This is a genomic window from Bradyrhizobium sp. PUT101, assembly GCF_052043945.1.
In the GTDB taxonomy this organism is placed as follows: Bacteria; Pseudomonadota; Alphaproteobacteria; order Rhizobiales; family Xanthobacteraceae; genus Bradyrhizobium.
The window spans coordinates 4,705,411-4,722,988 of record NZ_CP197207.1 but is presented as its reverse complement, the minus strand read 5'-3'; the positions used below and the strand labels follow the sequence as shown (position 1 = coordinate 4,722,988).

Annotated in this window: 15 protein-coding genes; 9 read left to right on the top strand and 6 right to left on the bottom strand. The window is 65.4% G+C overall.

Annotated elements, in window-relative coordinates:
- Positions 1 to 273: 273 nt before the first annotated feature.
- Positions 274 to 1,116, top strand: a complete 843-nt coding sequence (locus tag ACSHT2_RS22745) for a thermonuclease family protein (protein ID WP_440636646.1) — start codon at positions 274 to 276, stop codon at positions 1,114 to 1,116.
- Positions 1,117 to 1,254: 138 nt separating this feature from the next.
- Positions 1,255 to 2,646: a M48 family metalloprotease gene (locus ACSHT2_RS22740; protein ID WP_440636644.1), complete on the top strand. Its 1,392-nt coding sequence runs from the start codon at positions 1,255 to 1,257 to the stop codon at positions 2,644 to 2,646.
- 196 nt (positions 2,647 to 2,842) lie between these two features.
- Here ACSHT2_RS22740 and ACSHT2_RS22735 read toward each other — a convergent pair whose 3' ends face one another.
- The gene (locus ACSHT2_RS22735) at positions 2,843 to 4,171 is read right to left on the bottom strand and encodes an MFS transporter (protein WP_440636642.1); all 1,329 of its coding nucleotides are present in this window, start codon (positions 4,169 to 4,171) and stop codon (positions 2,843 to 2,845) included.
- Between the two features lie 179 nt (positions 4,172 to 4,350).
- On the opposite strand from ACSHT2_RS22735, the gene cyoA reads away from it, so the two are divergent.
- From cyoA to ACSHT2_RS22700, 7 genes are read left to right on the top strand one after another with little or no spacing between them, the layout of a single operon-like run.
- On the top strand, positions 4,351 to 5,511 hold the full coding sequence (gene cyoA, locus ACSHT2_RS22730; RefSeq protein ID WP_440636641.1) for a ubiquinol oxidase subunit II: 1,161 nt from the start codon (positions 4,351 to 4,353) through the stop codon (positions 5,509 to 5,511).
- A gap of 11 nt (positions 5,512 to 5,522) precedes the next feature.
- Positions 5,523 to 7,520 (top strand): cytochrome o ubiquinol oxidase subunit I, encoded by a 1,998-nt coding sequence (gene cyoB / locus ACSHT2_RS22725; RefSeq protein WP_440636639.1) that lies wholly within the window; start codon positions 5,523 to 5,525, stop codon positions 7,518 to 7,520.
- The gene (cyoC, locus tag ACSHT2_RS22720) at positions 7,521 to 8,150 is read left to right on the top strand and encodes a cytochrome o ubiquinol oxidase subunit III (RefSeq protein ID WP_440636637.1); all 630 of its coding nucleotides are present in this window, start codon (positions 7,521 to 7,523) and stop codon (positions 8,148 to 8,150) included. It begins immediately after the preceding gene.
- On the top strand, positions 8,147 to 8,527 hold the full coding sequence (cyoD, locus tag ACSHT2_RS22715; RefSeq protein ID WP_440636636.1) for a cytochrome o ubiquinol oxidase subunit IV: 381 nt from the start codon (positions 8,147 to 8,149) through the stop codon (positions 8,525 to 8,527). The genes cyoC and cyoD overlap by 4 nt, the downstream gene beginning before the upstream one ends.
- A 13-nt stretch (positions 8,528 to 8,540) precedes the next feature.
- Positions 8,541 to 9,392, top strand: coding sequence for an SURF1 family protein (locus ACSHT2_RS22710; protein WP_440636635.1), 852 nt, complete (start codon positions 8,541 to 8,543; stop codon positions 9,390 to 9,392).
- The gene (locus ACSHT2_RS22705; protein ID WP_440636634.1) at positions 9,364 to 10,767 is read left to right on the top strand and encodes an ATP-binding protein; all 1,404 of its coding nucleotides are present in this window, start codon (positions 9,364 to 9,366) and stop codon (positions 10,765 to 10,767) included. Before ACSHT2_RS22710 ends, ACSHT2_RS22705 begins: the two co-directional genes overlap by 29 nt.
- Positions 10,757 to 11,290, top strand: a complete 534-nt coding sequence (locus ACSHT2_RS22700; RefSeq protein ID WP_124162758.1) for a response regulator transcription factor — start codon at positions 10,757 to 10,759, stop codon at positions 11,288 to 11,290. Before ACSHT2_RS22705 ends, ACSHT2_RS22700 begins: the two co-directional genes overlap by 11 nt.
- A gap of 39 nt (positions 11,291 to 11,329) precedes the next feature.
- Here ACSHT2_RS22700 and ACSHT2_RS22695 read toward each other — a convergent pair whose 3' ends face one another.
- The 5 genes from ACSHT2_RS22695 to ACSHT2_RS22675 form a co-directional block, all read right to left on the bottom strand.
- Positions 11,330 to 11,569 (bottom strand): hypothetical protein, encoded by a 240-nt coding sequence (locus ACSHT2_RS22695; RefSeq protein WP_440636633.1) that lies wholly within the window; start codon positions 11,567 to 11,569, stop codon positions 11,330 to 11,332.
- A 232-nt stretch (positions 11,570 to 11,801) separates the two neighbouring features.
- Positions 11,802 to 12,617, bottom strand: a complete 816-nt coding sequence (locus ACSHT2_RS22690; RefSeq protein ID WP_440636632.1) for a CarD family transcriptional regulator — start codon at positions 12,615 to 12,617, stop codon at positions 11,802 to 11,804.
- Positions 12,618 to 12,962: 345 nt separating this feature from the next.
- Positions 12,963 to 13,301, bottom strand: coding sequence for a ferredoxin FdxA (gene fdxA, locus ACSHT2_RS22685; protein WP_018643465.1), 339 nt, complete (start codon positions 13,299 to 13,301; stop codon positions 12,963 to 12,965).
- Positions 13,302 to 13,432: 131 nt separating this feature from the next.
- Positions 13,433 to 13,684 carry an RNA-binding S4 domain-containing protein gene (locus ACSHT2_RS22680; protein ID WP_440642906.1) on the bottom strand — a complete coding sequence of 84 codons (252 nt, stop codon included), beginning with the start codon at positions 13,682 to 13,684 and terminating at the stop codon, positions 13,433 to 13,435.
- Between the two features lie 22 nt (positions 13,685 to 13,706).
- The gene (locus ACSHT2_RS22675) at positions 13,707 to 17,126 is read right to left on the bottom strand and encodes a helicase-related protein (protein ID WP_440636631.1); all 3,420 of its coding nucleotides are present in this window, start codon (positions 17,124 to 17,126) and stop codon (positions 13,707 to 13,709) included.
- Positions 17,127 to 17,578: the final 452 nt, after the last annotated feature.

The window sequence follows — 17,578 nt, the reverse complement described above, 5'->3', positions numbered from 1 at the left end:
TATTGCTCTTGGTGATAGCTGTTCGCTATCGCTATTGCCGCAATCCTGCCGCGCGCGCAACAGCGCAGCAAGCGCACGGGCATTGAGAGCGCACGATTGCCGCGCGCGTTTTCCGCAAAGCGGAATGGTGAGATACGGAAAGGCGCCTCCGCGCCGTCCTTGCGAGCCAACGGGGTCCGCGCGAAGCGCGGCCCGATGACAAGCTCCGCAGGACAATCCAGAATCTTTCCGCGGAGAGACTCTGGGTTGCTTCGCTGCGCTCGCAAGGACGGAATGCGAGGAGCCTCTTCGCGGGCCACCACGCTTGAGTTATGGTTGGCCCGCAACGCAACCTCTCCGGGTCACGTGACGCAACTGCTTCATCTCATCGTCGCATGTCTTCTCGTCGCGAGAACCACCGCGCTCGCCAATCCGTGCCAATTCGAATCCCAAGGCGAAGGTCGCGTTGCCGCGATCGTCGATGCGCGCAGCATACGTCTCGACGACGGCCGCGAAATCCGCCTTGCCGGGATCGAGCCGACGGCAACGACGAAGCAGGCGCTGACATCACTGCTCACCGGCCGCAACGTGACGCTGCGAAGCGCCGACGACGCACCCGATCGCTACGGCCGCCAGGGCGCGCTGGTCTTCGTCGGCGGAAGCGACATCCCGGTGCAGGCCGTGCTGCTCGCCCAGGGCGACGCCATGGTCTCCGCCGAGATCGCAGACAAGGACTGCGCGGCCTCCCTGATGGCGTCGGAAGCCGCGGCACGGCGCCAAAAAATGGGCAGCTGGGCTGACCCGTCGGCCATAAAAAACACGGAAAGTCCGGACGATATTTTGGCGGAGATCGGGCGTTTTGCGGTGATCGAGGGCAAAGTCCTGTCGGTCCGGCAAGCTGGGGCAACGACCTACCTCAACTTCGGACGGAACTGGACACGCGGCTTTGCCGTGACTATTTCAAAGCGCACGCTGGCGGCGTTCGAAGGCGCCGGCATCAGCCTTAAGTCTCTGGAGAATCGGCGTATTCGAGTTCGGGGCTGGGTTGAGGGGAATACAGGGCCGCGCATCGATGTGCGCCTCGTGGGGCAGGTCGAGTTGCTAGGCGCAAGCGAGCCGGCAGGGGTAAGGCCTTAAAGTCAGGCAGGGCACGGGTTAAGCGACGTGGATGGGGTGCTAGAAGGGCACGTACGGAGTGAACGCCGCCGCCTGCGGGCGGCGCCGGCTGCCCTGTGCCTTGTTCTGGGTACGGCTGCTCTCGCCGGCTGTGGCGATATGGGCCGGTTCCAGACCGCGGCGGCCCCGGCGACCGTCGTGCTGCCGAAGCCGAAGCCCGCCGTGGCACAAACCCCCGCCACCGAGAAGGAGCACGAGCGCATCCTGGCGAGCTATGGCGGCACCTATGACGATCCCAGGCTTGAGGGGCTCGTCAGCAAGACCGTCGACCGGCTGGTGGCGGCCTCCGACCGTCCCGACCAGGGCTACAAGGTCACCATCCTCAATTCCGGCGCGGTGAACGCGTTCGCGCTGCCGAACGGCCAGCTCTACGTCACGCGCGGCCTGCTCGCGCTCGCCAGCGACACCTCCGAACTGTCTTCCGTGCTCAGTCACGAGATGGCGCATGTGCTGTCCAAGCACGCCGCGATGCGCGAGGACCAGGCCCGCCAGGCCGCGATCGTCACCCGCGTCGTCACCGACATGAGCAACGATCCCGATCTCACTGCGCTCGCGCTGGCCAAGACCAAGCTCACCATGGCGAGCTTCTCGCGCAAGCAGGAGCTCGAGGCCGACGGCATCGGGGTCGGCATCTCCGCCCGCGCGCATTTCGATCCCTATGGTGCTGCGCGCTTCCTGTCGGCGATGGAGCGCAATGCCGAGCTGAAGGCCGGCAAGAGCTCGCTCGATCCGCGCGCGCAGGATTTCACCTCGTCGCATCCGGCAACCCCGGAACGCGTGCAGAACGCGCAGAATATCGCGCGGCAATACACTGCGCCGGAGGGCGCCGAGCGCGACCGCGAAAGCTATCTCGCCGCGATCGACAACCTCGTCTATGGCGAAGATCCCAGCGAAGGCTTTGTCCGCGGCCGGCGTTTCCTGCATCCGAAGCTCGGCTTCACCTTCCAGGCGCCGGAGAATTTCACGCTCGACAACACCGCGCAGGCCGTGATCGGCGTGCGCGAGGGCGGCGCGCAGGCGATGCGCTTCGACGTGGTGCGCGTGCCGGCCGAACAGTCGCTCGGCGACTACCTGAATTCGGGCTGGATGGAGGGCGTCGAGAAGGCGTCGACCGAGGACATCACGATCAACGGTTTTCCGGCGGCGTCCGCCACCGCCAAGGGCGATCAGTGGCAGTTCAAGGTCTATGCGCTGCGCTTCGGCAGCGACGTCTATCGCTTCATCTTCGCGACACGGCAGAAATCGACCGAGAGTGAGCGCAACGCGCGCGAGACCGTCAACTCGTTCCGCCGCCTCACACTCGACGAGATCCAGGCCGCGCGGCCGCTGCGCATCAAGGTCATCACCGTGCAGCCCGGCGACACCGTGGAATCGCTCTCCCACCGCATGGCTGGCGTCGATCATCCCGCCGAGCGCTTCCGCGTGCTGAACGGCCTCGATCGCACCGCGCAGGTGAAGGTGCGCGATCGCGTGAAGATCGTGGCGGATTGACGTGCGCCAAGCGCACGTCATCCCGCGGCGCGCTTGAGCAGCGCACCCGGGATCTGGAGTTGCAAATTCGCTGCCGCAGGATGGGCAAAGCGAAGCGCGCCCATCATTCCCGCTTGAGATTGTTGGACGATGGTGGGCACGGCGCGATGCGCCCTGGCCCATCGTAACAGAAGCTCGTGTGGCGATTGCTTGAGCCTTAACGCCCCGCGTCCATGTCGCCCGCCTCGCGCTGGCCGCTGAGCCAGAGCGCGAGCAGGGTCCAGAACGCGCCCGAGAGCAGATACGCACCCGAGGCGATGACGCCGAGATTGGTGGCGAGCAGCAGCGCCACCAGAGGCGCGAAGCCGGCGCCGAACAGCCAAGCCATGTCCGAGGTCAATGCCGAAGCCGTGTAGCGGTATGCCTGCCGGAAGTTCGAGGCGATTGCGCCGGAGGACTGGCCGAAGGAGAGGCCGAGCAGGATGAAGCCGATCACCATGTAGATAGTTTCGCCGAACGCGCCGGCATCGAGCAATTGCGGCGCGAAGCCGCTATAGATCGCGATCGCGATCGCCGATCCCATCAGCAGCGATTTGCGGCCGACGCGGTCGGCGATGATGCCGGAGATCACGATCGCGGCGACACCGAACACGGCGGCGACGATCTCGATGATCAGGAAGCGCACCGGGCTTTCGCGGGTGAACAGGAACACCCAGGACAACGGAAACACCGTGACCATGTGGAACAGTGCGAAGCTCGCCAGCGGCGCGAACGCACCGAGCATGATGTTCTGACCTTCGCGCGCGACGGTCTCGGAGATGCGCGAGGGCTGCAATTCGCGGGTTTCGAACAGCGAGGCATATTCTTCCGTCGTCACCATGCGCAGGCGCGCGAACAGCGCCACGACGTTGATGGCGAAGGCGACGAAGAACGGATAGCGCCAGCCCCAGTCGAAGAAGTCATCGGCAGACAGATTGCCGGCGAAATAGGCGAACAGCGCGCTCGCCACGATCAGCCCGAGCGGAGCGCCGAGCTGCGGCACCATCGCGTACCAGCCGCGCTGGGAGGGCGGGGCGTTCAACGCCAGCAGCGAAGCCATGCCGTCCCAGGCGCCGCCCCAGGCCAGACCCTGCGCGATACGCGCCAGCGCCAGCAGCCAGATCGCAGCGACCCCGATCTCGTGATAGCCGGGCAGGAACGCGAGCGCCACGGTGGCGGTGCCGAGCAGGAACAGCGCGGACACCAGCTTGGCCGTCTTGCCGTAGCTCCGGTCGATCGTCATGAAAATGACGGTGCCGATCGGCCGGGCCATGAAGGCCAGCGCGAAGATCATGAAGGAATAAAGGGTGCCGGTCAGTTCGCTCGCGAATGGAAACACCAGGCGCGGGAACACGATCACCGAGGCGATCGCGAAGACGAAGAAGTCGAAGAATTCCGAGGTGCGGCCGATGATGACGCCGATGGCGATCTCGCCGGGACTGGCCTGGTCGTGGCCATGCTCGCCCGTGTGGAGGCCTGCCATTGCGGGGGTCTGTGCCGTCGCCATTCGTGCGCCCTTAACGTCCTGAAAACCAAAGCCGACCGCCTGGCGGGGCCAGGCAATCCGGCCCTGTCTGGCTCAACATTCCGCACTGCAACATTGGACAAATTGTCCAATGTCCGGATTGTTGCGCCGCAGCTACGCGTTGGCCCCGCAAAAGAAACTCATTCTCAAAGGCTCGGCCCGTGTCTCGTCTCAAGATCCTGGCGCTACTACCTCTGGCTGCCGCTCTCAGCGGCTGCGACTATGTCGTGCTGGCGCCAGCCGGCGACATCGCTGCCCAGCAGCGCGACCTCGTCATCATCTCCACCGTCCTGATGCTCCTGATCGTCCTCCCCGTGATGGCGCTGACGGCGCTGTTCGCCTGGCGCTACCGCCAGTCCAACACGGCCGCTCGCTACGAGCCGGAATGGGACCACTCGACCAAGCTCGAGCTGGTGATCTGGTCGGCGCCGCTGCTGATCATCGTCTGCCTGGGCGCGCTGACCTGGATGGGCACGCATCTGCTCGATCCGTACCGCACCCTCGGCCGCATTCATGCCGACCGCGCCGTGGACCAGTCCAAGGCCCCGCTCGAGGTCGACGTCGTCGCGCTCGACTGGAAGTGGCTCTTCATCTATCCGGACTACGGCATTGCGACCGTCAACGAGTTGGCCGCGCCCGTCGATCGTCCGATCAACTTCCGCATCACCGCGTCCTCGGTGATGAACTCGTTCTACATCCCCGCGCTCGCCGGCCAGATCTACGCAATGCCAGGCATGGAGACCAAGCTCCACGCCGTCGTCAACCACCCCGGCACCTACAGGGGGTTCTCGGCGAATTACAGCGGCGCCGGCTTCTCCGGCATGCACTTCAACTTCAAGGGCCTCGACGACAAGGGCTTCGACTCCTGGATCGCCAGCGCCAAGTCGGCCGGTGGCTCGCTCGGCCGCGCCGAATATCTCCAGCTCGAAAAGCCCAGCCAGAACGAGCCGGTGCGCCGCTGGGGCACCGTCGATGCCGATCTCTACCGCCTGATCCTCAACATGTGCGTCGAGACCGGCAAGATGTGCCAGAGCGAGATGATGGCGATCGACGCCAAGGGCGGCGCCGGCCATCAGGGCCTGAACAACACGCTGCCGCTGGCCTACGACAAATACGCCCGCCGCGGCACCGCGCTTGGGCCGGAGCCGAGCTTCGTCGCCGGCACCTGCACGCCGGATGCGCCGCAGGGCAAGACCACCGCCTCGATCACGGCCCCGGCTGACACCATGCCGCTCATCGGCGCCGGCCTGAAGCGGCCGTCGTTCACGCCGCTCAAGTCCTCGTCCTTCTTCCTCGGACAGCGTCCGAAGTCAGACTCCTAAAGAGAACACGCATGTCTCCTGATCTTCTCAAGCTCATCTTCGGCCGGCTCACGCTCGAGTCACTGCCGCTGCACGAGCCGATCGTCGTCGGCACTTTCGTGGTGGTCGCGCTCGGCGGCGCCGCGCTGCTCGGCGGCCTCACCTATTTCCGTCTCTGGGGCTATCTCTGGCGCGAGTGGTTCACCACGGTGGACCACAAGCGCATCGGCATCATGTACATGATCCTCGGCATCGTGATGCTGCTGCGCGGCTTCGCCGACGCGCTGATGATGCGCGGCCAGCAGATGCTCGCCTTTGGCGGCTCCGAAGGCTATCTCAACGCCCATCACTACGATCAGGTCTTCACCGCCCACGGCGTGATCATGATCTTCTTCGTGGCGATGCCGCTGGTCACCGGCCTGATGAACTACGTCGTGCCGCTCCAGATCGGCGCACGGGACGTGTCGTTCCCGTTCCTGAACAATTTCAGCTTCTGGATGACGGTCGGCGGCGCGGTGCTGGTGATGGCCTCGCTGTTCATCGGCGAATTCGCCCGCACCGGCTGGCTGGCTTATCCGCCGCTTTCGAACATCGGCTACAGTCCCGATGTCGGCGTGGACTACTACATCTGGGCGCTGCAGGTCGCGGGCGTCGGAACGACGCTATCCGGCATCAATCTGATCTGTACCATCGTCAAGCTGCGGTGCCCGGGCATGACGATGATGAAGATGCCGGTGTTCACCTGGACCTCGCTCTGCACCAACGTCCTGATCGTCGCCTCCTTCCCCGTCCTGACCGTGGTGCTCGCGCTGCTCTCGCTCGACCGCTATGTCGGCACCAACTTCTTCACGAACGATTTCGGCGGCAGCCCGATGATGTACGTGAACCTGATCTGGATCTGGGGCCACCCCGAAGTCTACATCCTGGTTCTCCCCGCCTTCGGCATCTTCTCTGAAGTCACCTCGACCTTCTCGGGCAAGCGGCTGTTCGGCTACACCTCGATGGTCTACGCCACGGTCGTCATCACCATCCTGTCGTACCTGGTGTGGCTGCACCATTTCTTCACGATGGGTTCGGGCGCCAGCGTCAACTCGTTCTTCGGCATCACCACGATGATCATCTCGATCCCGACGGGCGCGAAGATGTTCAACTGGCTGTTCACGATGTATCGCGGCCGTATCCGCTACGAGCTGCCGATGATGTGGACGATCGCCTTCATGCTGACCTTCGTGATCGGCGGCATGACCGGCGTTCTGCTCGCGGTGCCGCCGGCCGACTTCGTCCTCCACAACAGCCTGTTCCTGATCGCGCACTTCCATAACGTGATCATCGGCGGCGTGGTGTTCGGCGCGTTCGCAGGCATCAACTACTGGTTCCCGAAGGCGTTCGGCTTCAAGCTCGATCCGTTCTGGGGCAAGATGTCGTTCTGGTTCTGGGTTACCGGCTTCTACCTCGCCTTCATGCCGCTCTACGTGCTCGGCCTGATGGGCGTGACCCGCCGCCTGCGCGTGTTCGACGATCCCTCGCTTCAGATCTGGTTCGTCATCGCCGCGATCGGTGCCCTCTTCATCTTCATCGGCATCCTCTCCATGCTGATGCAATTCGCGGTCAGCCTGCTCAAGCGCGAGCAGCTCAAGGACGTCACCGGCGATCCCTGGGACGCGCGTACGCTGGAATGGGCGACCTCCTCGCCCCCGCCGGACTACAACTTCGCCTTCACCCCCGTTGTTCACGACAATGACGCGTGGTGGGACATGAAGAGGCGCGGCTATCAGCGTCCGCTCACCGGGTTCAGGCCGATCCACATGCCGAGCAGCACCGGCACCGGCATCATCCTCGCCGGCCTCGCCACCGCGATGGGTTTTGGCCTGATCTGGTACATGTGGTGGCTGGCGGCCGCGAGCTTCATCGCGATGCTCGCCGTCGGGATCGGTCATACCTTCAACTATCACCGCGACTTCGACATTCCGGCTGAAGACATCATCCGGACGGAGGACGCGCGCACCAAACTGCTCGCCGGAGCCAAGTAAATGACTGTCGCTGTCAATCCCTCGCAAACCGGCGAGCCGGTCTTCTATCTCGCCGACGAACATCCGCATCCGGAAGGCTGGAGCACCGCGCTCGGCTTCTGGATCTACCTGATGAGCGACTGTCTCATCTTCGCGATCCTGTTCGCCACCTACGGCGTGCTCGGCGGCAATTATGCCGCCGGCCCCGCCCCGAAGGACCTGTTCGATCTGAACCTGGTCGCGGTGAACACGTCGATGCTGCTGCTGTCGTCGATCACCTATGGCTTTGCCATGCTGACGATGCAGCAGAACAAGATCGGCCAGACCCAGATGTGGCTGGCGATCACCGGCCTGTTCGGCGCCGCGTTCATCGGCATCGAGCTCACCGAGTTCGCCCACATGATCCACGAGGGCGCCACACCGCAGCGCAGCGCCTTCCTGTCGGCCTTCTTCACCCTGGTCGGCACCCACGGCCTGCACGTCTCATGCGGCCTGATCTGGCTGGTGACGCTGATGGTGCAGGTCCAAAGGTTCGGCCTGGTCGAGGCCAACCGCCGCCGCCTGATGTGCCTGTCGATGTTCTGGCACTTCCTCGACGTGGTCTGGATCGGCGTCTTCACCTTCGTCTATCTCCTGGGAGTTCTGCGATGAACACCGATACCCACGCCGCCCATGCGGACCATCATCACCACGGCGACGCCCACGCCCACGGTACATTCTCGACCTATCTGCTCGGCTTCGTGCTCTCGGTGGTGCTCACCGCGATCCCGTTCTGGCTGGTGATGAGCGGGGCGCTTCCGAGCAAGCAGATCACCGCGCTGGTCATCATGGCCTTCGCGGTCGTGCAGATCGTCGTGCACATGATCTACTTCCTGCACATGAATACGACCTCCGAGAACGGCTGGAGCATGATGGCGCTGATCTTCACCATCGTGATGGTGGTGATCGCGCTGTCAGGTTCGCTGTGGGTGATGAGCCACCTCAACAGCAACATGATGCCGGTGCACCAGATGACGGGAATGAACTGAGCGAGGCTCCGAAGTGAGCGAGACCCGGACCGCAACGAGCAAGCCAGGGGGGGCGCGCAGCGAGGCTGTGCGCGCCCCTTCCTTGTGGCTCGCGGCCCTCTCGCTCATCGCCTTTGCAATTCTCATCGCGCTCGGCGTCTGGCAGATCGAACGCCGGGCCTGGAAGCTGGCGCTGATCGACCGCGTCGAGCAGCGCGTTCATGCCCCGGCGCAGCCGGTCCCCGCGCCCGCGTCATGGCCCACCATCAGTGCCGCAGGCGACGAATACAGGCATGTCAGCGTCAGCGGCCGCTTCCTGCACGACCGCGAGACTCTGGTCCAGGCCGTGACCGAGGAAGGCCCGGGCTATTGGGTGCTGACACCGCTGAAGCGCAGCGACGGCACGCTGGTGCTGATCAATCGAGGCTTCGTGCCGTCCGAACGGCGCGACGCGTCGACGCGCAGAGGCGGCAATCCCGACGGTCAGGTCGAGATCACCGGCCTGCTCCGCATGACGGAACCGAAGGGCGGATTTCTCCGGAACAACGCGCCCCAGCACAACCGCTGGTACTCACGGGACGTCGCCGCGATTGCGGCGGCACGCGGCCTTCACGACGTCGCGCCCTTCTTCCTCGATGCCGACGCCGGATCACAAATTACCGGCGGTCCGATCGGCGGATTGACCGTGATCCGCTTTCCCAATAACCACCTGATCTACGCGCTGACGTGGTTTGCCCTGGCTTTCATGCTCGCCGGTAAACTCTTCGTCACATTCGGCGGCGGGCTGTTCCGCCGCAAGCGCTTCGTCCACGAAAGGGCCGGCGGCTCGGATGCTGTCGCCCGCAGGACGGGATCAGATGCTGGAACGATCGTCGAGCCGACCTGACGACGGGAAAACGCTTTCCCAGACACTTGCGCGTGACGGGCTGGCCGTCACGCTGCAATCGCAGCCGGACGCGCGCAGCGAGCTGATCGGCACCGCTCCGACCGACGACGAGACCAACCGCAAGAACATGGCGCTGTTGATCCAGCTGCGCTGGACCGCGGTGGTCGGCCAGATCGTGACCATCGGTGTCGTGCATTTTGGTCTCGGCATCCCGCTGCCATTGGAGCGGATGGGCGCCGTGATCGGCGCACTGGTGCTGCTCAACGTCTCCAGCCTGGTCTGGGTGCGCCATCGCGCCGCGATCACCAACAACGAGCTGCTGGTCGCCTTGATGCTGGACGTCGCCGCGCTGACCGCGCAGCTCTATCTGTCCGGCGGCGCCACCAATCCCTTCACCTCGCTGTTCCTGCTCCAGGTGACGCTGGGCGCGGTGCTGCTCGATGCCCGCTCGACCTGGTCGCTGGTCGCACTGAGCTGCGCCAGCTTCGTCTGGCTGACATTGGCCCACCGGCCGCTCGACCTGCCGCCCAATCCGCTGAGTGAGACCTACACCCTCACCGTAACAGGCATGCTCCTGGGCTTCGTGCTCAACGCCGTGCTGCTGGTGGTGTTCGTCACCCGCATCAACAGGAATTTGCGCGAGCGCGATGCGCATCTGGCGGCGCTGCGTCAGCATGCCGCCGAGCAGGACCACATCGTGCGCATGGGCCTGCTCGCCTCCGGCGCGGCACATGAGCTCGGCACGCCGCTGGCCTCGCTCTCGGTGATCCTCAGCGACTGGCGTCGCATGCCGGATCTCGCCGCCGATCAGGAGCTTGCCGAGGATCTTGCGGAAATGGAGACCTCGCTGCAACGCTGCAAATCGATCGTGACGGGTATCCTGGTGTCGGCCGGCGAAGCGCGCGGCGAAGGCTCCTCGCCGACGACGGTGACGGCCTTCGTGACCGCCTTGGTGGAGGAGTGGCGCGACGCGCGCTCGGCCCGCACGCTCTACTTCGTCAATACGTTCGGCGAGGACGTCGCGATCGTCTCCGACGTCGCGTTGAAGCAGGTGATCTTCAACGTGCTCGACAATGCCTATGAGGTCTCGCGCGACTGGGTCGAGCTCGTGGCCGAGCGCGAAGGCGACAATCTCGTGCTGTCGATCAGCGACCGCGGTCCGGGCTTTGCGCCGGAGATGCTGGCGCAGCTGGGAAAGCCCTACCAGTCGAGCAAGGGGCGCGCCGGCGGCGGGCTCGGCCTGTTCCTGGTAGTGAACGTCGTGCGCAAGCTAGGAGGCACCGTGACCGCCGAGAACCACAGGAAGCGCGGCGCCACGGTGCGCCTGACGTTGCCGCTGGCAACGCTCGCGATCGGAGGGAATTTTGACGCCTGACCGTTCGCTCATCGTCGTCGAGGACGATGCCGGCTTCGCGCGCACGCTGAAGCGCTCGTTCGAACGCCGCGGCTACGAGGTCGTGCTCGCCGCCTCGATCGAGGAGGTGCGCCAGGTGCTGGAGCAACGCTCCTTCGGCCACGCCGTGGTCGACCTCAAGCTCGGCGGCGCCTCGGGCCTCGCCTGCGTCGAGCTCTTGCACACGCACGATCCGGACATGCTGATCGTGGTGTTGACCGGCTTTGCCAGCATCTCCACCGCCGTCGAAGCGATCAAGCTGGGCGCATGCCACTATCTGGCAAAGCCGTCGAACACCGATGACATCGAGGCCGCCTTCAACAAGGCCGAGGGCAACGCCGAGGTTGCGCTCGATGCGCGGCCGACCTCGATCAAGACGCTGGAATGGGAGCGCATCCACCAGACCCTGATCGAGACGGAGTTCAACATCTCGGAAGCGGCACGACGGCTGGGCATGCACCGGCGGACGCTGGCAAGGAAGCTCGAGAAGCGGCCGGTCAAGTAGGTGTCGAGCGACGCTGCCGAGGCGGCAAGGCGATCGCGATCAGCGACCGCCGGGAAGATACTCTCTCTTGCAGATCGCGATGTTCTTGTCGCGGCCCGGATAGTTGGATCCGAACGCACCCACATATTTGAGGCAGTCCATGTATTTTCGATTGCCCATCCAGCTATAGTCCGGGCCAAATGCTCCTGCCGCGGCGGGCGAGTATGAGGCCGAGCCGGCCAGCAAGCCGATTCCGACGATGGCGGCGAAAGCGCAAACAGCGAAACGAGGAAACTTCATCACCCTTCTCCCTTGGCATCTGCAGCCGGGACATCCGGCGCGTGGGCAGCACTCTTGCGGAAAGCGGAGCGAGGGTAAGTGTCTGGCGTCACACAGCGCGACCGGACGGCGACGGTGCAGCTTGGGTTGAGGAAAGGAGCTGCGCAGCGCCGGTCGCCCGAAGGAGCTTCGTGACAAACAAAAAGCCCGGCCGAATGGCCGGGCTTTTGATCTCTTGCGTTCGACGCGGGGCTTACGCCGCCTCGTCGGCGACGGTGGTGTCGTCGCCATCGGTATCGTCGGCCTCGCCCTCGGCATCCGCTTCGCCCTCGGCGGCTTCCGCCTTGGCGTTGCGGCGCGGGCTCTTGGCGAGTTGGGCTTCGATCTCCTTGACCGCTTCGGTCTCGGTCGAGTGCTGCACCACCGCGATCTCGCGGGAGAGCCGGTCGAGCGCCGCTTCATAGAGCTGGCGTTCGCTGTAGGACTGCTCCGGCTGCGACTCCGAGCGATAGAGATCGCGCACGACTTCCGCGATCGCGACGATGTCGCCCGAATTGATCTTCGCTTCGTATTCCTGGGCGCGGCGCGACCACATGGTGCGCTTGACGCGGGCGCGGCCCTTGAGCGTCTCCAGCGCCTTCTTGACCAGCGCCGGATCGGACAGCTTGCGCATGCCGACATTGGCGACCTTGGCGGTCGGCACGCGCAGCGTCATCTTGTCCTTGATGAAGTTGATGACGAACAGTTCGAGCTTCGCACCGGCGATCTCCTGCTCCTCGATGGCCAGGATCTGGCCGACGCCGTGAGCGGGATAGACGACGAATTCATTGGCCTTGAAGCCCTGACGCTGGGTCACGACCTTCTTTTCCTCGACCTTCGGCGCAGCAGCGGGCTTGGCAGCCGGCTTGACCGCGGCGGGAGCCTTGGCAGGCGCAGCAGCAACAGGGGCCTTCGTCGCGGGCTTGGCAGCGGGAGCCTTGGCCGTCACCGGCTTTGCAGTCACAGGCTTAGCGGCAGCAGGCTTGGCGGCGGTCGCTTTCGCGGCCGGTTTGGCAGTCTTGTTAGGCATTGCGCTTCTTTTGTTCTTCGAGGACTTTGCAGCCGGCGCCTTCGTCGCGGTCCGACCCTTGGATGCGCTACGGCTGGCCGCGGCGACTTTTTTGGCCTCCTTATGGGAAGCCCTCGCTGAAGTACTCTTTTTACGCGTTTTCTGTGACACAGCCTGCGCGCGGAAACTGCCACGCCCCTGTTCGACATTTGGTTTCACGGGAACCCAGCGGGGCCAAACGGGGCTGACGGGGTTCGGCTTAATGTGCCCAATATAGCACATTTCCCGCAAAAATCAATGATTTAGGGGTCTTGAGGGCTGGTTTTCGGCGGCAGCGCCGCTATTAGGGTTAAGTTTGGGCCCGAATTAGTCGCCCGAGCCCGGGTTCGGAGAAAAATATTTCTCGAACTTGCCTTCCATGCCATCGAACTCCTTGGCGTCGGCAGGCGATTCTTTCTTCTGGGTGATGTTGGGCCAGCTCTTGGCGTAGTCGGCATTGACCTGGAGCCACTTTTCCAGGCCCGGTTCCGTGTCCGGCTTGATGGCGTCGGCGGGACATTCCGGCTCGCACACGCCGCAATCGATGCACTCGTCGGGGTGGATGACGAGCATGTTGTCACCCTCGTAGAAGCAATCGACCGGGCAGACCTCGACGCAGTCGGTGTACTTGCACTTGATGCAGTTTTCAGTGACGACGTAAGTCATCCAACGCTCCGAAAAGCTCTTTTAAAAGTCGGGGCTTGCGTAGCGCGGATGGCCCGGCGCCGCAAGATCGGGAAGGCCGATCATGACGGCTTTGCGCGTTTGATCGACCAAGAAATGAATACAAAGCGCAACTAATTGCGCTCGCCGAGCTCCTCATAGAGCACCCGTGCCGAGGCAGCATCGCCGCGGCGTTCGTTGAAGCCCGTCACCTTCAGGACGCGCACCGTGCGATCGAGTGCGATGGTGAGCACGTCGCCGGCCTTGATCGCATGCCCCGGCGATGTCTCGCGTACGCCGTTGACGCGGACATGGCCGGTGACGACGAGCTCGGCCGCGGAGGTGCGCGCCTTCACCACCCGCGCGTGCCACAGCCATTTGTCGATGCGCTGCCGTTCGGTCGTAGGGTCACTCCTTCCGACCGGACAGCTGCTCCTTCAGCGCGGCGAGCTTGGCGAAGGGCGAGTTCGGATCGGCAGGACGATCGCGCTCACGCGGGTTTGCGCTCGAGGCGTAGGGACGCAGCGACGGCCCACCCTGGCGGTCGCGGCCCTTGTCGCGGTCGCCGCCGAACTTGCCCTTGTCGTCGCGGTTGCGATCCTTGTCGCGGTCCTTGCCCTCGAAACGGCGATTCCTGTCGTCGCGCCCATCGGGACGCGGCGCGCCCTCTCCGCCACCTTCGCGGCCCTTGCGGAAATCCTTGGCCCCATCGCGGCGATGACCACCATGACGATGGCGCTCGCCCGGCTTTGCGCCTTCGGCCGCTTCGCCCGGCGCGGCCGCGGCGCCTTCGGCACCGGCCTGCGGGCGCGGCTGGTGGTGACGCTGGTGGCGATTGCGCTCGTGGCGCGGCTTGCGGTCCTCATGACGGCCAGCCGGGCGCCAGACCTCGACCAGCTCGGGTTCAGCAGGCGCGGTCGCAGCCTCTGGCGTGGCAGCCTCTAGCGCGGCAGCGTCGGGCGCGGCAGCATCGGGCGATGCAGCGGCTTCGGTCGCGGCCGTCTCGGCGGCAGCGGCTTCGAGGCCGGCAGCCTCGGTGGACGCCGCAGCCTCTTCTGCCGGCGGCGCGATGCCGGGAGCATCTTCGGGCGTGAGGGGAGCCTCGAGAGAGGCTTCGAGCGCCGGCTCCTCATGAGCGGGCTCGTCGTGCTGCTCCATGCCGGGCGCGTCTTCGACGGCGACAGGCTCGGCGCCAGCTTCGGCGGATGCCTCCGCCGGCAGGCCGGCCACGGCCTCTGCCGCCGTCTCCGTCGAGATCTCGGTCGGGGTCTCTGTCGATGTCTCCGCGCTGCCCTCGGCGGGCGGCGTCTCGGCCGCAACCGTTTCGGTGACGACAGGCTTTGGCGGCAGCGGCGGACGCTTCTCCATGCGATAGCCGAGCGCGCGCAGCACGGAGGCAAAGTCTTCGCCGGCCGATCCCGTGAGCGAGGTCATTGCCTGCGTGACCACGAAGCTGCGGCCGTCGAACGCGCCGGCGGGCTTTTCGCCGGGCGAGTTCTCGCGCCAGGCCAGCGCCGGGCGGATCAGATCGGCCAGCCGCTCCAGGATGTCGACGCGCACGGCGCGCTCGCCGGCCTGCTTGTAGCCGAGCACGCGATAGGCATCGCGCGGCAGCTGCTTGTCGACCGGGAACGAGGTGCGGCCCGAAGACGCCAGATGCTGCGCGCCCGACAGCGCGGAGAGATCGACATTGTCCTGCTTCAGGGCCCAGAGCAGCGCGGCGAGCGCGCGCGCGGCGGGCTTGAGCAGGCCCGGGAAATAGATGTGGTAGGCGCCGAAGCGGACGCCGTATTTCCGCAACACGGCGCGCGAGGGCTGGTCGAGATCCTTCAGCTCGTTGGCGATCCTGGGGCGCTCGAGCACGCCGAGCGCCTCGACCAGCTGATAGGCGATGCCGCGGGCAATGCCCGTGACGTCCTCGGCCTTCGACAGCTCGAACATCGGCCCGAGCAGCTTTTCGATATGCGTCTTGACCCAGAGCTCGAGCCGCGCCTGCACCTTGTCGCGGGGGCCGCCGGTCAGCCGCTCGTCGGAGATGATGCGGATGCGCGGATGCAGCGCGTCGTCTGCGGCAGACAGCCGCGCCACGGCATCGCCGGTCCAGCGGATGATGCCTTCCGAGGTCAGCACGAACTGCTCGTCCGGCGCATTGCCGAGCTTCTCGGCGCGCGCGTTGATCTCGCCGGCGAGCACCGCTTGCGCTGCCGCCTGCAAGGCTTTCGCATCGGAGCCTGCTTCCGCAGCATCCGGTGCAAAGGTGAAGCCGTCGAGGCGGCCGATGACATGGCCTTCGACGATGACTTCGCCGGTCTTGCCGATTTCAGTATTCAAGCTCGTGTTCTCCCGCAGGCGGCGCATCAATACACTGGTCCGGCGATCAACGAAACGCTCAGTCAAGCGTTCATGGAGCGCATCCGATAATTTATTTTCGACCTCCCGCGCGATCCCCTGCCAGCGTTCGGGGTCTCTCAGCCAGTCCGGGCGGTTGGCGACGAAGGTCCAGGTGCGGATCTGGGCGATTCGGGCCGACAATGTGTCGATGTCGCCGTCGGTGCGGTCGGCCTGGGTGATCTGGGACTCGAACCAGGAATCGGGAATGCAGCCCTTCCGCATCAGGAAGCCGTACAGCGTCGTCACCAGCTCGGCATGGGCGGCCGGCGACAGTTTTCTGTAGTCCGGGACCTGGCAGGCTTCCCAGAGCCGTTCCACGGCGGCCTTGCCATGCGCGATATCGCGCACCTCGCCGTCGCGGGCGGCGTGGTCGAGCACGCGCATGTCCTCGGCCACAGGCGCGCGCGTCAGCGCCTCGTGGCCGGGGGCGAGGTTCAGCGACACCTGGAGCGCGCCGAGCGAGGAGAAATCCAGCTTCGCATTGCGCCATTGCAGCACCTTCACGGAATCGAAGGTGTGGTTCTGCAGCGCGTTGACGAGTTCGGGCTCGAACGGCGCGCAGCGGCCCGTGGTGCCGAAGGTGCCGTTGCGCGTGGCGCGGCCGGCGCGGCCGGCGATCTGCGCGAATTCGGACGGCGTCAGGCGGCGGAACTGGTAGCCGTCGAACTTGCGGTCGGAGGCGAAGGCGACATGGTCGACGTCGAGATTGAGGCCCATGCCGACGGCATCGGTGGCGACGAGATAGTCGACGTCGCCGTTCTGGAACATCGCCACCTGTGCGTTGCGCGTGCGGGGCGACAGCGATCCCAGCACCACCGCGGCGCCGCCATGCTGGCGGCGGATCAGCTCGGCGATGGCGTAGACTTCGTCCGCCGAGAACGCGACGATGGCGGTGCGGCGCGGCTGGCGGGTGATCTTGCGGTCGCCGGCGAATTCGAGGCTGGACAGGCGCGGGCGCGTGATCATGGACACGCCCGGCAGCAGCCGCTCGATGATCGGGCGCATGGTGGCGGCGCCCAGCAGCAGCGTCTCGTCGCGGCCGCGGCGGTTGAGGATGCGGTCGGTGAAGACATGGCCGCGTTCGAGATCGGCGGCGATCTGGACCTCGTCGACGGCGAGGAAGGAGACGTCGAGGTCGCGCGGCATCGCCTCGACGGTCGACACCCAATAGCGCGGGGTCTTCGGCTTGATCTTCTCCTCGCCGGTGACGAGCGCGACGCTGGCTTCACCGGCTCTGTCGGCGATCTTGTTGTAGACCTCGCGCGCGAGCAGGCGCAGCGGCAGGCCGATCATGCCCGAGGGATGCGCGAGCATCCGTTCGATGGCGAGATGGGTCTTGCCGGTGTTGGTCGGCCCGAGCACCGCAGTGACGCCAGCGCCAGGCACTCGATCGTGCAGGGCGCGCTCGGAGGCGAAGGGGGAGGAGGAAAAAGCCATGTCTGAGGGATTAGGTAGTGGCGATTTGGGCGAATGTCAGTGCTGCATGAGGCGGTGAGGCGACTCCGAGGTGTCGGCCATGTCTGCGAACGCTGCGGTGGCAGCCGCCCCCACTGCTGTCATCGCCCGGCGCGACCGGGCGATCCAGCACGCCGAGACGGTTGTGGCCGAACCGGGAGGGCGCGGCGTACTGGATGCCCCGGTCCCGTCTCCGCAAGGCTCCGCCGGGCCCACAGCGGTGCTCGGCCGGCGAAGCTTTAGCGAAGACGGCAAGCCGGGGCATGACGGCGGAGAGTGCGGCCCCCCTCCCCAATTCCCGCGCAACTGTTTCACTTTGCGACGCTTTTCCCGTTCGCCTTAAGTTTCGGAACGACTCCAGAACGAATCGCGGCCGAATCGCTGACTCCCCGTTGAGCCCCGTTCCGTTCTCGCAACATGTCGCGGGACTCGTG

Excerpts from the sequence above, each read along its gene's own strand:
- ACSHT2_RS22745 (WP_440636646.1), top strand. The coding sequence starts at position 274 with ATGCGAGGAGCCTCTTCGCGGGCCACCACGCTTGAGTTATGGTTGGCC.
- ACSHT2_RS22740 (WP_440636644.1), top strand. The coding sequence starts at position 1,255 with ATGGGCCGGTTCCAGACCGCGGCGGCCCCGGCGACCGTCGTGCTGCCG.
- ACSHT2_RS22735 (WP_440636642.1), bottom strand. The coding sequence starts at position 4,171 with ATGGCGACGGCACAGACCCCCGCAATGGCAGGCCTCCACACGGGCGAG.
- cyoB (WP_440636639.1), top strand. The coding sequence starts at position 5,523 with ATGTCTCCTGATCTTCTCAAGCTCATCTTCGGCCGGCTCACGCTCGAG.
- cyoC (WP_440636637.1), top strand. The coding sequence starts at position 7,521 with ATGACTGTCGCTGTCAATCCCTCGCAAACCGGCGAGCCGGTCTTCTAT.
- cyoD (WP_440636636.1), top strand. The coding sequence starts at position 8,147 with ATGAACACCGATACCCACGCCGCCCATGCGGACCATCATCACCACGGC.
- ACSHT2_RS22705 (WP_440636634.1), top strand. The coding sequence starts at position 9,364 with ATGCTGGAACGATCGTCGAGCCGACCTGACGACGGGAAAACGCTTTCC.
- ACSHT2_RS22695 (WP_440636633.1), bottom strand. The coding sequence starts at position 11,569 with ATGAAGTTTCCTCGTTTCGCTGTTTGCGCTTTCGCCGCCATCGTCGGA.
- ACSHT2_RS22690 (WP_440636632.1), bottom strand. The coding sequence starts at position 12,617 with ATGCCTAACAAGACTGCCAAACCGGCCGCGAAAGCGACCGCCGCCAAG.
- fdxA (WP_018643465.1), bottom strand. The coding sequence starts at position 13,301 with ATGACTTACGTCGTCACTGAAAACTGCATCAAGTGCAAGTACACCGAC.
- ACSHT2_RS22675 (WP_440636631.1), bottom strand. The coding sequence starts at position 17,126 with ATGGCTTTTTCCTCCTCCCCCTTCGCCTCCGAGCGCGCCCTGCACGAT.